9 protein-coding genes and 1 pseudogene are annotated in these 14,117 nt (G+C 54.0%); 5 read left to right on the top strand and 5 right to left on the bottom strand.

The genetic code is table 11. The features are described 5' to 3' along the window. Positions 1 to 25: 25 nt before the first annotated feature. From ACI9KD_RS14990 to ACI9KD_RS14980, 3 genes are all read left to right on the top strand, one after another. Positions 26 to 2,500 (top strand): TonB-dependent receptor, encoded by a 2,475-nt coding sequence (locus ACI9KD_RS14990; RefSeq protein WP_414981983.1) that lies wholly within the window; start codon positions 26 to 28, stop codon positions 2,498 to 2,500. A gap of 103 nt (positions 2,501 to 2,603) precedes the next feature. After that, positions 2,604 to 4,466, top strand: coding sequence for a PQQ-binding-like beta-propeller repeat protein (locus tag ACI9KD_RS14985; RefSeq protein ID WP_414981982.1), 1,863 nt, complete (start codon positions 2,604 to 2,606; stop codon positions 4,464 to 4,466). A gap of 313 nt (positions 4,467 to 4,779) precedes the next feature. Continuing rightward, a complete protein-coding gene (locus ACI9KD_RS14980) occupies positions 4,780 to 4,968 on the top strand; it encodes a DDE-type integrase/transposase/recombinase (RefSeq protein ID WP_414981981.1) in 189 nt (62 codons plus the stop codon). 134 nt (positions 4,969 to 5,102) lie between these two features. Here ACI9KD_RS14980 and ACI9KD_RS14975 read toward each other — a convergent pair whose 3' ends face one another. The 5 genes from ACI9KD_RS14975 to ACI9KD_RS14955 form a co-directional block, all read right to left on the bottom strand. Then, entirely contained in the window at positions 5,103 to 6,230 is a 1,128-nt protein-coding gene (locus tag ACI9KD_RS14975) for a hypothetical protein (protein WP_414981980.1), read from the bottom strand. Further along, positions 6,223 to 6,969 carry a class I SAM-dependent methyltransferase gene (locus ACI9KD_RS14970; protein ID WP_414981979.1) on the bottom strand — a complete coding sequence of 249 codons (747 nt, stop codon included), beginning with the start codon at positions 6,967 to 6,969 and terminating at the stop codon, positions 6,223 to 6,225. The genes ACI9KD_RS14975 and ACI9KD_RS14970 overlap by 8 nt, the downstream gene beginning before the upstream one ends. Before the next feature lie 422 nt (positions 6,970 to 7,391). Next, positions 7,392 to 8,513 (bottom strand): hypothetical protein, encoded by a 1,122-nt coding sequence (locus tag ACI9KD_RS14965; RefSeq protein ID WP_414981978.1) that lies wholly within the window; start codon positions 8,511 to 8,513, stop codon positions 7,392 to 7,394. A 748-nt stretch (positions 8,514 to 9,261) separates the two neighbouring features. Beyond that, positions 9,262 to 10,122, bottom strand: coding sequence for a YncE family protein (locus ACI9KD_RS14960; RefSeq protein ID WP_414981977.1), 861 nt, complete (start codon positions 10,120 to 10,122; stop codon positions 9,262 to 9,264). 201 nt (positions 10,123 to 10,323) lie between these two features. Next, positions 10,324 to 11,256, bottom strand: a complete 933-nt coding sequence (locus ACI9KD_RS14955; protein WP_414981976.1) for a glycosyltransferase — start codon at positions 11,254 to 11,256, stop codon at positions 10,324 to 10,326. Positions 11,257 to 11,457: 201 nt separating this feature from the next. On the opposite strand from ACI9KD_RS14955, the pseudogene ACI9KD_RS14950 reads away from it, so the two are divergent. Both ACI9KD_RS14950 and ACI9KD_RS14945 read left to right on the top strand, forming a co-directional pair. Beyond that, positions 11,458 to 11,899, top strand: a pseudogene (locus ACI9KD_RS14950) (DDE-type integrase/transposase/recombinase); the annotation flags it as partial. Positions 11,900 to 12,556: 657 nt separating this feature from the next. Beyond that, positions 12,557 to 13,834, top strand: coding sequence for a M24 family metallopeptidase (locus ACI9KD_RS14945; protein WP_414981975.1), 1,278 nt, complete (start codon positions 12,557 to 12,559; stop codon positions 13,832 to 13,834). Positions 13,835 to 14,117 lie beyond the last annotated feature (283 nt).

Here is a 14,117-nt window from a genome sequence, read left to right as displayed (position 1 = left end):
AAAAACAATAACGAGGGATTCAAAAATGAATAGTTTTCTCCGCAGTTCTCACTATCTGGCACGGCAGCGGGTCAGAGTCGCGGCGCTAGTTGCAGCGGGCGTACTACCAGCGGCTATGCTGTCGGCTCCAGCGGGGGCGCAGCAGCTGGAAGAAATCGTCGTCACCGCCACACGCCGCGTCGAAACCGATGTACAAACCACACCAATTGCCGTGACATCCGTGTCTGCCGATGCGATCAATCGAGCTATACCCCGAGACCTCGGTGATATCCTGATGTACGCGCCAAACGTGATCAGTGGTAAACAACCAGGCTTCAACGCCGCTAACTTCGCAATCCGTGGCGTTGGTCAAAACGGCATCATTCTTTACTTCGAAAACCAGGTCGGCGTGATCGTCGATGACTTCGTAATCCCGCATATCCAGACCGCTAATATCGAAATGCTGGATATTGAAAGCGTGGAAATTCTGCGCGGTCCACAGGGCACGCTGTTCGGCAAGAACACTACCGGCGGTGCCATCAACGTTAAGACCCGACGACCGGACATGGATGGATCCAGTCTGAGTCTTCAGGGTCAGCTCGCGGATTACGATACCCGGGAGATCAGAGGTGTCGCCAACTTTGCTATGAGCGACACGCTCGCAGTGCGCATAGCCGCTTTACAACGCAGCTCCGAGGGCTTTTACGAGAACGGCGCGCAGTATGGCCCGGTGGCTGATTTCGGCGTGAACTACCCTCTTGCCGGAGCGACCGGCGGTGGTAATGGCGACAACGTTGGCGGCGACGATGTGTTCTCGGCACGTTTCAAGGTTCGCTGGCAGCCGACCGACAACCTGGACATCAACTTCTCCTACGAGATGGTCCGCGATCAGGGCGACTCTCCCCCCTCGGTCAGCGGCACTCCCGATGGCCCGGGCTACGTTTTCAACAACTTGGGCTTTACCCGCGACCCGGGTGATCCGCTTAAAAATGCCGGAATAAGCAATCGAGACGATGCGCTGATGGGCATGCGGACCCGGGGCCATGAAATTGATGTCGACGGCTACTTTGTCAACATCGACTGGGCTTTCAGCGAAGACTATTCGCTCACCGGTTTCTTTGGTCATCGTGAAACGGATTCGTGGCTGCCGAGCACCTACACAGGCGAGAGCGGCCCGGTCTCGTTGTTCGATGCCAATCGTCAGGATGAGCGTGAGACCACTCAGTTTGAGCTGCGTATCGCGTCCAATCTGGATGGCCCGTTCAACTGGGTAGGAGGCATGTTCTACCAGAAGGATGAGACGATCTTCAGCGTTGCCCAGCTTCTGGGTTTCGTAGACATGACTCTCGATAGCGCCGCTTTGTTTGGTGACCCCCTGTTCTTTAATAACAATCCACAGGTACTGTCGAATGGTCAGGACGCCGAGTCCTGGGCGCTCTATGCGGATGGCACCTATGAGCTGAATGATCGCTGGTCTATCGGCGCAGGTGTACGCTTCACCCGGGAAGAAAAAGAGTGGACCGGGCGGAATCAGGTCTTTGTTCAGGCACTGGACGGCGGTTTCGATCCTAACTTCACCTGGCGCGAGCTGGGCGAGCCACTGGCGGCTGCGGACTTCAATCGCTTCCCCACCGGCGTTGTTCGCGACAGCGAGAAATGGAACGAGCCAACCTGGCGGCTGACAGCCAGCTTCCAGGCCGCCGAAGATATCTACACGTATGCGACCTACTCTCGTGGTTTCAAGAGTGGCTCCTACAACGACCAGACCGGTACTGGCGGTAATCCGATCGAAGCCGTTCAGGCACGACCGGTAGCGCCCGAAACGGCTGACTCCTATGAAATCGGAATGCGCTCCGAGTGGCTGGACAACACCGTACGTTTGAATTTGACGGGTTTCTACGTAGTCTATGACAACTCTCAGCAGCAGCTTCTGGCCGAGATCGAAGCCGACCGTGATGGCGACGGGGTCAATGAAAGTACCTTCCAGGAAACACGTTTTTTCAACGCCGCGGAGATCAATGTCTGGGGACTGGAGCTTGAAAGCACCTGGCTGGTCTCTGACAACTTCACGATATCGGGTAGTGTCGGTATTCTCGACAGCGAATTTGACGAGTTTCAGGCCGACACCAACTTTGACGGAATGATCGATACAGACCTCAGCGATAACGCTGTTGCCCGCGCACCAGACTTAACCTGGAACGTAGACTTCCTCTACGATCATGAGATAGCTGGCGGCACGATGGACTACGCCCTGAACGTGAACTTCGTGGATGAAGCGGTCTATGCCTACACGGCAGTAGCCGATACGCCCGATGGCATCACGGACGACCGTACCTTGCTCAACGCATCGGTCACCTATCGCTCTGCGTCTAGCGGATGGTGGGTGCGCGCCTTCGGCCAGAACCTCACCGACGAGCGCTACCGCGTCGGCGAACTTCCGGTGGCAAACCTCTGGGTCATGTCGTTCTACGGAACACCGCGTATGCTCGGTCTGCAAGCCGGAATCGATTTCGATATGTAGAACGCCAGGCCAGGCGACGTGGCAATAACAAGAAACAGCCTGGGGTCAGCATTGCTGGCCCTTTTTTAGGCTACACCACGCAGATATCCATGGAGATTCGGCAATGAATTCATTCCGCATTCGTGCGTTGACACCCACTGCCTGCCTGGTGATGCTGATCACTGGGCTCATGGCTCACGCTCCCGGTTACGCTCAGGATGGCGATGAACTTTACGAAACACACTGCGCTAGCTGCCATAACGGCCGTGTAGCCAAGGCTCCTCCGCGCACGCTCCTGGCCATAATGTCGGGGAGCTCGATTCTGCGCGCGATGGAGACTGGCATTATGCAGAGTCAGGCGTCCGCACTGAGCCCCGAGGAGAAGAAGCAAGTTGCTAGCTATCTCACGGGCGAAGACCCGACGCATGCAGCAGTCGCCAGCTCTGGAGGGCAGTGTGAAGCCGCCGACGGCACTGCCACAGTGCCTCGCCCCGACACGCTGGGCTGGGGTGTTAATCACAGGAACGAGCGCCACTTTGACGCCTCCACTACGTCTATCGAGGTCAGCGATCTCGACAAACTGGAACTGAAGTGGGCCTTTGCCTATCCCGATGCCAGCCGGGCACGATCACAACCTGCGGTTGCCGGAGACACCCTGTTCGTCGGCAGCCAGAACGGTAATGTCTACGCTTTGAACAAGCACAGCGGCTGTATCGAATGGACATTTTCAACCGTTGCAGAGGTTCGCACGGGCATTGTCGTGAGCCCGGAACTGATGGGCACGAGCGAACGCCGCTTGCTGTTTTTCGGTGACCTCATCGGCAACATCTATGCGATCGATGCACGCGATGGACAACTGGTCTGGCGAGACAGACCCGATGACCACCCCAGTCTGACCCTAACAGCGGCACCTGCACTGCACGACGGTGTTCTCTACGTGCCCCTGTCGTCGTTGGAGGTCACCGAAGCTGCCGATCCTGAGTACGCCTGTTGCACATTTCGCGGCGGTGTCGCGGCCTACGACGCAGCCTCAGGAAAACGTCTTTGGACCGGTTACACCATCGCCGATGCGCCTGCTGTAGTGGGTAAAAACTCCGTCGGTACAGACCGCATTGCACCCTCGGGGGCTCCGGTATGGAACACCCCGAGCGTCGACGTCAAGCGCCAGCGCCTCTATGTCGGCACCGGCGAGAACTACAGTTCACCCGCCAACGGCAGTAGCGACGCCATAGTCGCTCTCGATATGCGCGATGGATCCATTCTCTGGGTACAGCAGACGACGGCAAAAGATGCCTGGAACATGGGTTGTGAAACAGACGAGCGCATCAACTGCCCCCCGGAAGACGGTCCCGACTACGACTTCGGCGCCGCTACCATCATTGCGCAAACGGCCGATGGGAAGGATATGGTGATTGCCGGACAAAAGTCCGGAGATGTCTATGCTCTCAATCCGGATAAGAACGGAGAGATTCTCTGGCATCGCAAGCTGGGACGCGGGGGTATTCAGGGCGGCGTGCATTTTGGTATGGCCGTAGACGGCGAGACGCTGTATGTACCAATGTCCGATTTCAATGGCGGGCCGCGATGGCCAGGCACGCCCAAACCCGGCATGTTCGCTCTGGAGTTAGAGTCCGGGGAAACCCGCTGGTATGCGCCAGACAAAGACCACTGTGCCGGCCGTGAGTATTGCCAGCCGGGAATTTCCGGCGTGCCCTCGTCCCTATCGGGTGGAGTGCTGGCAGGAGGGATGGACGGGGTGCTGCGTGCCTATGCAAAAAACAGCGGCGAACTCGTATGGAGCTATGACACCGCCACTCGCTTCGACAGCGTCAACGCGGGCGTGGTGAGCGGCGGCTCAATCGGGGGCGCTACCGGGCCTGTGCTTAGCGGCAATATGCTGTTTGTGAATTCCGGCTACGGCATCTATTTCCATATGCCAGGCAACGTGCTGCTTGGCTTCGCGATAAAAGACGATGAGCCACATTGAACGCGCGCGTCAAAAATCGAGTTTGGAGTGGGTACTGACAAGTTAGCCCAGCCACATTGATAGAATCGGCTGATGAATACCTACAAGCGGCACCGATTCCCTCCCGACATCATCAGCTTTGCAGTCTGGCTCTACTATCGCTTTAATTTGAGGCACCGGGATATCGAGGATCTACTCGCTGAGTGCGGCATCACCGTCAGCCGCGAAACTGTTCGCCTCTGGTACTCAAAGCACTCGCTACGCTCATGGGGCAGGCCCTGCATCAAATTCGGAGCCATTTATACCCGCCGCTTGAAATGAAGGCACCGCGGCTATGGCGACACCTTCTACATCGATGAAGTCTTTTGTCAGGATCAATGGCAAGCAGCACTGCCTGTGGCGGGCTGTTGATCCGGATGGCGAGGTGGTTGATGTTTATCTGCAGGCAAAACGTGATGGGGATGCGAAAGTTCAAATCAGTCGGTCAGGTTCAACGATTCCTGGGCGCACATGCTGCAGTTAGTAATTTGTGCAACCTCGGCAGACATCATGTTCGGGCTCAGCATCACCGAGATCTTAGGGTAAGTGCGCTCAACGAGTGGAGCAGGGCGATTGCTTGATGGCAGAGGCCAGATTTCTGCGATCCTAAGAAGTTAATTAGCCGATAGCAGGGCGACCGCTGAAGGCGCGGCGTATTCGACGGGCAATCCTAAGATGAAGCTTTCCTGTATGGCGGCTACGAGTTATGAGTCGGTCTACTGCAGCTAGCACAGTCGGGTCTGTAATGTCCTCACGTAACTCTTCATAGATGCTGCATAGGTGGGTCGGAGCAAATAGAGCATCCAGTCGTTCATCTAGGGGGACACTCAAGTCGAAGGTCTCGCACCGACTCAATTGCCCGCAAATGTGCAGGGCCAGCATAGTACGAACGCACTTCTCGCACGAAGAACAGTTTCCAGTCGGGCCTAGGTTCTCCCAGCACACTCGCAGGCCGCTCATGGCAACTGGGTGCTTGACGATTTCGCGAACCTTGCCGTTGCGTCGCAATGTCGCGTCGGCATGCTCAACCACCATTTTGGACGACGACCATAGAGGGTCAATGTCCCAGCGTGTGCCCCAGGGCCTCGCATCGTGGTACGGATAGCTCGACGGTACAACCAGTTTGCCAATTTCGTCACCTAGCAGGTGGCCCAGAGCCGCTAGTGCGCCACCGTGGCTCCATTCCCAGTTCACCTGCTTGTAGACTGAATGTGACCGAAGATTCGTGTAGATAACAATTGGCCGCGCGTTAAAAGCTTCCGCCGTTTCCTCCAAGCTGGGGCGAAATGCATCCAGGCGATGTTCGTCTGACAGAGGGATGTCGTAGCCTTGGGCAAAAACCAAAATGTCGGGTGGTGGGGAGGCGGTCGCGAGCGCGTAGTAGGAATCCACGCCTCCGGAAAAACACTGTGCGGACTTCTCCATTGCCGGGCGCGAACTCACGTCACTAGTGTCGGCTAAGACATGTGTTTGCCCGATGTCCCACCAGCTAGTCAGCAACCTCAATATATCAGGCACCTGATTAAGCCACGTAGCATCGATGGCCGCGTCGATCTGCAGGAGGCGATTACTCGCCGCCGCCGGAATCAACAGAGCACTAGCGTAGGCCTCGGGCGATGCCGCTAGAACTGCATCTTTTGATTCGAACCATAAGAGTTCACCATCGACCGTCGCCTCAACCCGGCTAAAACCTTTAGCAGTCGTACTTGAACGAAGATCAGAAACCTGCAGGACGCCTTTAGACACAAACGATTGCCTGCAAAGCCCAATTCATATGGCATTCACCCGCTTCGTCGCAGCGATAACCTAGGTGTCGAGAAATACCACGCAACACTTGATCTGGAGTAGCTTTGTCGAGTCCGAAAAGCAGTTGAACAAACTCAACCATGCTTTGCTCGTCCCGGAAGTCCCACGTGTATTCAAATAGTTCGTCGCGTTGCATCAGGAATTCAGCGACTGCAAGCTCCGATCGAAAGCTATCATCAACAAATTCACCCGCGTGGCCCATACTGTTGGTGGCATGGACGAACTGATTTAAAAACGGATCAACAATTGAGTCCTTCGCGACCTCGAGTATGCAAAGACGGCCGCCGGGCCGAATCAACCGCCTGAGCTCACGAAAGACTTCGACGCGATCCTTCTCATGATGCAAGCCGGCGATACTTACCACCGCATCACAGCTGTCGCTGGCAAGGGGGATATCGTTCAAGGGGGCCTGGTGGATTTTCGCCCTACCCCTCGCAGGGCCGCGTGAAAAAACCTCTGAAGGGTCAACCTCGATCATCTGAATGTTCAATTCTGGAGGCAAGCTTTGCCCAAGGTAGCCACCGCCGGAGGGCGCATCGCAAACTACGTCACCGTCGCTGATGCGAGCAACTTCGATAGCAAGAGAAAACTCCTGCCGCCGCGCCTTCGGACTCAAGGACATGGCGTGGTGATAAGCCTTTCCCCGGTGGTCGAAAATGTCTTGGTATGTACTAAACACAGCTCAACAAAACCCTTGTTAGTGGAGATTCCTACTATACAGGGCCAACAAAATCTTCGAGTTCCGATTATGTGATACACAACCCAAATTTGACTTCGAATTCAGCATGTCCGTGAATCGGCCGCTGCAGGGTATAGAAAAGTAAGAGAGCGGCCTCTTCGTTAATAATAGGCGCGTCGGTGTTTATCACACTGATTCCCAGAAGGTTTTTTACGAACTAGAGGGCCTACTACCCTTGGTAGCCTTAAGGAGGGGGCCAGTATCAGTGAAACCCTGAGCGGATGGTTCAGAGCGGGAATAGGGCTTTGAAAAATACTCGCCCAATAGGACTTGAACCTACGACCAATCGATCTATTCGTGGCCGCGTTCATCAAAAACATTTTTGGTTTTCGTACACTTGCTATAATCGTGGTGGCTGGGCGCTAGTACCAATCAGGCCGCAGGGCCGGTATTTGGCTGCGTAGTCGCAGGAAAAACATTCTTATGCGCCGCATTTTTGTGGACTGGCTCAGCATAATATTAATAGAAGCCGCTGTTTTTGGCAGGCCACGGCGTTGCGCTTCACTTGCCGCATCTTCCCAGATTTTGCGACTCCCCCGCGGGGCTATGTATCTGAGTTTTGCAACGGGTACGGACTCTGCGAACAGATGGGCGAAATCTTTACAGCCGCAGATATGCAGTTCTGCCTGAGTACGAATGCACTTCACACAGAGGCCGCAGTTAAGTGTAGTGCCTTGAGCGATGAAATCTTTGCTGACACATACACGGAAATTATCAACGAAACTCGGATATGTCCGAATAATGATGTCCAGCTTTTGAATGCGATTGAACTCGAAGCCAGTGATGGCGAATTGTATAGTTGCGGTGCTGAGCGTGGGCTCGACTTTGGGATGCGACGCCACTCGTTCCATGCCTTCCGAGTAGCTGGACGGGATCAGTAGTTTGTCTGCCCGCGGCCTGAGAGCTAGACCAATGGCGCACAGCATGTGTCCAAACCAGACATCGACGCCGAAGTCTTGCCAAGCCACCCCTGGGTACTCCTTTATATGGGGCAGAGTGTCTTCAAGGATGTTGGTCGATACCGGAATCACGTTCTTTTCGAAGTTGGCGGCAACTCTCCGCACGGCTTGATGGGCAGCGTCCCAAAGTGCTTCATTTTTTTCCGGCATCTCGAAGCCGCGTATATGGATCAGGCTATCTATTTGCTCATTATGAGTAACCAAAGTCTGCCAGCTGTCTACTCCACACGAAAACAATGCGCAGCAGGTGTTGCTGCTTTGTGGAGCAGGGTCCGTTAGTTCAATCTGGTGATCTGGCTCGTGCAGGCGCGGGTGCCAGGAGCGCATCAATGGAACGGTGTTTGCCATTACGGCATTGTAAATATCTGCGGAGACAGGCGCATCCATGTACAGATTTTCGCCAAGAGCCATGGCAACCAGTACTTGGTTGACGAAAAAACTGTCCGCCGGACAGGGGTTTGGGGCGTTGGTATCGGGGTAGCGGATATGCAGTCGCTCAGTAGCATTCTCCCGCTCGTACAGCACATCTGCCGCCAGTTCTCGGATGCCGCCACGGGTGCTTTGAGTGATGTTAGTGATTTGCATCGGTCGCTCAGCTCAGACTGCGTCCTACGAAGTGCCTTAATTTAAGCAGTTCGCGCAGCCAGTAGCGTTCCCCCTTAATTTGGTCTGCCCTTAAGTGTACCAAGTGATGCGATGAATTTGCCACGCTCCTGTGCGATCGCATAGCCGGGGAGATGCCTCTTTCGTTGCTCTTACAGGCGCTTTATCATTAACGGGGGACACCGGTGTTCATTAAACTAAGTTTGCGAAGACTATTTAATGAGGAATATATCGATGTCCCACGGAGGCTGCTATCCACCGACCCGCAGTCGGTTGGTGAGGCTTATAGAAAAGTTATAGAAAAGCTATAGAAAACCAGAAAGTGGTGGGTCCAGTAGGACTTGAACCTACGACCAATCGATTATGAGGATGGGGGAGAGATGCGTGTGGGTGCTGTAAGTACAAGAAAGCCAAGCACCTTTCTTGGTCGTGAATAACCGGTCTGCCGAAACCGAACGAGAACCGAACCTGCGCAGTTTCAGTCTGCAGCAGCGACCGCTGAAAGCTGAAGAATCGCAACGAAAACTCGCAAACCGAATGCCGAACCAGGACCGAAAAAAGAGGCTCTGCGATGAAGGCGTGTCCCGGGCAGCGGGCTTTCTACCGCGTGTCGCTGGGGAATCTGCCTAGTTGTTAATTTGCCAGAACCCAGGAGGAAACTGGTGGCGATTCATTTTTGTCTAAGAACGTATCGTGACAGTTTAAAGAAAAGTATCTCGTTAAGCTCAGTTGTCACCATGATATGTTCACCAGAGTTGGTGAACGCGATACCTTTTCCGCCCCCACGTATGCGATATATATCTATAGATCCTCTGTGCTCGATAGTGGCGTTGTCGGGGCACCATTCGAAGATTTCGGCGTCGCCCTGAGAGTTTGTTATGCATAAGAGCCATTCGTTTGGGTACGCTGCAACATGGTGCAGTTCAGCGGAGCCGCAATCGTAGATCGGGACTGGCTCCCAGCGTGAGCCGTCTGGCGGTGTGGAGTTACAAGAAAATACCGAAACAGCGGATTGCCCGGTGTCGCTGGGATTATTGAAGTAAGGTTTGTGAGTGACATACATGAAGTTGCCGCAGGGAGAAAATGCAACTCCATGAGGAGCGCCTACGTCCAATAAATTCAAAGATAGAGTGTCAATCTGAGATGAATAGTCGGGTGCTTTTTGAAGGCTGGGGTCTTTCATTCGAAAAAACGCAAGGCCTGCGACCATTCGATTTGCCACTGCTAGCCACTGGCCGCCCGGGTGTAGCGCTACATCCGCAGGATGATCGAGACCATTGGCGGGGCCACTTACGACCCACAGAACGCGGGATGAGTCTTGCGGATGCGTTTCTTTAAGGGAAAAGGCACTCATCTTGTGCGCATATTTCCCAATCGCGATTACTGCGGAATCATTAGCCCCAAAAGAGCCATGAGCGTAACGGTAAAGCTCCTTATCTATGAATACCTCTTGCGCGGTAATCTTATATCTTCCAAACAAGCTGGTTGTAATGTCAAGAACGGCTATTCCACTTGAGCCGGTGTTGCTCACAACTAACTTGTCGCCTTTGCCCGACAGACTGATCGTCTCCGGGCGCTTTAGCGAAGCGTCTCTCGGTATATAAGAGCCTGACGGGACCGATTTTCCGAACGTGAGAGCTCATATCTTCGGATAGGGCAGCAATCCTCGCATTCGACGCATTTTATATTGTCCAAAGCGCCGCAGAAAGAATTCATGTATTAATGTTAAAAGCTAGGGCCCGTTTTTTAAGCGACAATTCCAAATTTGGTACTCATGAATATAACCTTTATGGAGTCCCGCTTTCCAGGTAGCGTTATAGCTCATATTTAAGGCTATTTTGGCGGCTAGTTGCCACTGTATACTCTGGCGCACGGCCCATCGTGGAGCCCCCATGAGTTCCGCTGATTGAGGCAGACCTTCATGTTTTGAGACGTCCTCATAAAAGAGCCTTCGACCAAATCGGTGGGCTCTGCTAAACAACCACTTTGGTGTTAATTGTTCCTTACGAATGATGTGGCGAACCCTGGCGCCCTCAACAAAATACCCTCGGTACCCGCCTTCTTGACAGCGTTGAAGAAACTCAGATTCGCCTCCCATGACATAGTCTTGACCCTTAGGCCCAAATCGCTCATCGAAATGATAGCCGGCTGAGAACACTCGACGACGAACGGCCATGTTTGGACCCCATATACGTGAAGTATCGCAGGGGCCCGTCGTGATGTCTGCCGGGGTTATTGCGTATGCTGGGCCTAGTGGTATGGATTTGAGCAGCCGACGTGGAGGAGCTTTAGGCCAATGTGGCGCTATTACTCCACCGAATAAGTCGAAGTCGGGTTGTGTTCGGCAGGCATCTGCAAGTTGCACTAGCCAATCTGCATTGGGGAGAATATCGTCGTCGGTCAGTACCACCAAGTCAGCGGTGCTAAATTGCAAGCCGAAGTTGAGCGATTTATTTTTACCTGGTTCTTTCTGTTCCAAAACAGTGATCGGTAAATCTGATTGAAACTGCCTGAGCAGCGCCGCCGTGTTGTCGGTAGACGCGTTGTCTATAACAATAATCGACACTTGCAGCGATGTTGGAATCTCAAGACCTCTAAAAGCTTGAAGCATTGGGCCAAGCCGAGCCGATCCATTGTAAGTCGAAAAAATAATGTCTAGCTTCATACTGCCTACAGCTCGATCAAGACCTGACGTATCCCAGCTAAAAGTTTACCTTGCTAACAATCAAAAAATTGGAGAAATTCCAATCTTGAGCCTACTAGTTGAGACGCGGTTCACAACACGCGGTATCGCCAGTTATAGTGCTTCAGATTTTTAGAATCGGCGCATAAAAACTGCAAACTCCACCGATTCCCATCAGATGGCATTTCCTACGCTGTCTGGCTGTACTATCGCTTCAATCTCAGCCATCGAGATATCGAAGATCTACTCGCTGAACGCGGTATTGCCGTCAGCCGCGAAGCGTTTCCTTAGAAGGCGGCTACGAAGTCATGGCGGTGAACCCAGGAAGATCGTGACGGATAAGTTGCGGAGCTACGGCGTTGCTCATCGAGAAATAATGCCAGACGTTATTCATGACAACAGCCAATATGCCAACAACCGGGCAGAGCAATCGCATGAGGCGACCAGGGTGCGGGAGCGAGGTATGCGGAAGTTCAAGTCAGTAACGCAGGCTCGGAGATGCCTGGCTGCTTATGCGGCGGTCAGCAATCTTTTCATTCATGCTCGACATCGGGTTGGTGCGCAGCACTATCGCGATCTTAGGGTAGGTGCGTTTGAAGAATGGAGTAGGACAGTTGCCAGAGCTGCTCGAAGGCGGCCAACGGTGAACTTACATTTAGTACAGTCGCTTGAGGTACAGATTCTTCCGCTGAGTGAAGGGTGGGAGTGTTAGCAACGCTTAGTCCGACAACGATTGCAATGATCGCGCAGTTGCAGCAACGTTGACACCGACACAAGCGATAGCGGTAAGAGATAGACCAATGCTGGGTCGCGCCCACTATACAAAGTTGCCCAAGCGCTGCTGGCAGTAGTGCCTTCATGACCTCAGCCTAATCTTAAAGTTTGCTTGTCGGACACGCCGTGTCAAAGTTCACGCCGTCCGAAAGGGTCGATGGGTAGACATTATCCGGATCTACATTAAAAATACACAGCAACAATCCCATTGGTTGCTCAGGCCTAATGGTCAGTCATTCTTTGGTTTTTTCTCTGACTCTCCCTCCAAGTTAACGCCAATCTATGGATGAGATTACCGTAAGTTCGGTCGTCTTTTTCACAAGGGTAACCGCCGGTAAGTAACTTCCGAACGGTTACTGTTTAGGGGGTGTCCAATTTCAGAATGTGTTGAGTCTTCTCATGCAACACGTTGTGCTTCGGAGCGGCGTGGGCCAGTTGCGCTTCGCTAATCAAAAAAAATGGTGTAACGTGATTTGCTTCCTTTTTGACACTTATCAGGGCTACGACCATGCATCCGAACTCTCGACGACACTTTTTGCGCAGCACGGCCGCAGTAGCTGCCATGACACCGGTCCTTGCACGTGCCGCGAGAGACGTCCCCCAAGTGCAGAGCGCGTCACCGCTGAGCAAGCTCCAATCAATGACGGCAACTGCGAAATACATCAGCGATGCGGAGCGCGGAGGACGGCGCGACAAGTTGGGGCGTTTACTGAAAGAGCGGGGGGTATTTGCTGTGCTGATTGAACCGGGGTCGACACTGGATTACTTCACTGGAGTACGGTGGTCTCTCAGCGAGCGCCTCACTGCGGTGTTGATTACCGCTGAAGGTGCGCAGATTTATGTGACACCGGCCTTTGAGGAGTCGCGGCTGCGCGAATACGTTGGCGCTACACCCCAGATCCTCACCTGGGAGGAAGATCAGGACCCCTTTACGCTGCTCGCGGATTGGGTGAAGGGGCACAGCAAGAGGGCGGGTACTCTGGTATTTGACGAGGGTATCCGTTATTTCGCGCCCTATCGCATGGGTGAGGCTCTGGGCGATTGGTCGTTTCGCTCAGCCGCGCCTGAGGTAAACGCCTGCCGTATGATCAAGTCCGAATCCGAACTGGCGCTGATGCAACTCGCCAACGATATTACGGTTGCCGCGTACCGTGCTGTCCATCCGTTGGTGGAGCTCGGCATGGTCAGCACCGACGTTTCGGCCCTTATGCACCAGGCGCTGGGTCGTCTGGGCGGCGAAAAGTCCTCGGGGGGCGTTCAGGTCGGGAAGGGCAGTGCGCTGCCGCATGGTTCCAAAGAACCGGAATACGTTGCCGACGCTATGGTGGTGATGATGGACTTTGTATGCGCTGTGGGCGGCTACCGTTCTGATATCTCACGAACCTTCGTCTTTGGCGAGGCGAACGACAACCAGCGAAGACTCTGGAACCTTGTGCGGCAGGGCCAAGATATGGCCTTTGCCAAAGCCCAGCCCGGTACTCCGGCTGGTGAGGTCGATAAAATCGTGCGCGCGTTTTATGAATCCGAAGGTCTTGGCCCGGACTATCAGCTACCGGGACTGTCCCATCGTCTTGGACATGGCATCGGGCTTGACGTACACGAACCCATCAATTTTGTGGGTAACCAGACAGCACCCTTGGAGGCCGGGATGTGCTTCTCCAATGAGCCGGGCATTTATGTGCCAGGCCAGTACGGTGTACGCATTGAGGATTGTCTTTACATCACCAAGGAGGGTCCGCGCTGGTTCTCTGAGCCACCTGCGTCTATCGACGAGCCCATGGGATAAGGCTGCGCAGTGCGCGGATGTTACCTTCGCCTGGGTCTTGGCCTGAGCGTGTAAGCTGACCACAATCTCCCCAGGACTCCTTGCATCACCGCGAATTGAGGCAAGGACTTGCGTCCACTGCTCTTGCCTAGTAAATGCTCCGCTTACGCAGCTGCCCTCAATGCTTTTTTAAGCCAGAATCAACCCGAACAGTAAGCGTCGCAGTTTCGGTGCTAGCCATCACGCCCTCCCAGAATGACTGCAAATGTATGGCATCAATATTCGGTATGCGATTACCTTGCTC

Source organism: Congregibacter sp. (assembly GCF_047617445.1).
GTDB lineage: Bacteria > Pseudomonadota > Gammaproteobacteria > Pseudomonadales > Halieaceae > Congregibacter.
Note: the sequence above shows the minus strand (reverse complement) of the source record. Positions and strands in the feature narration are given on the sequence as shown.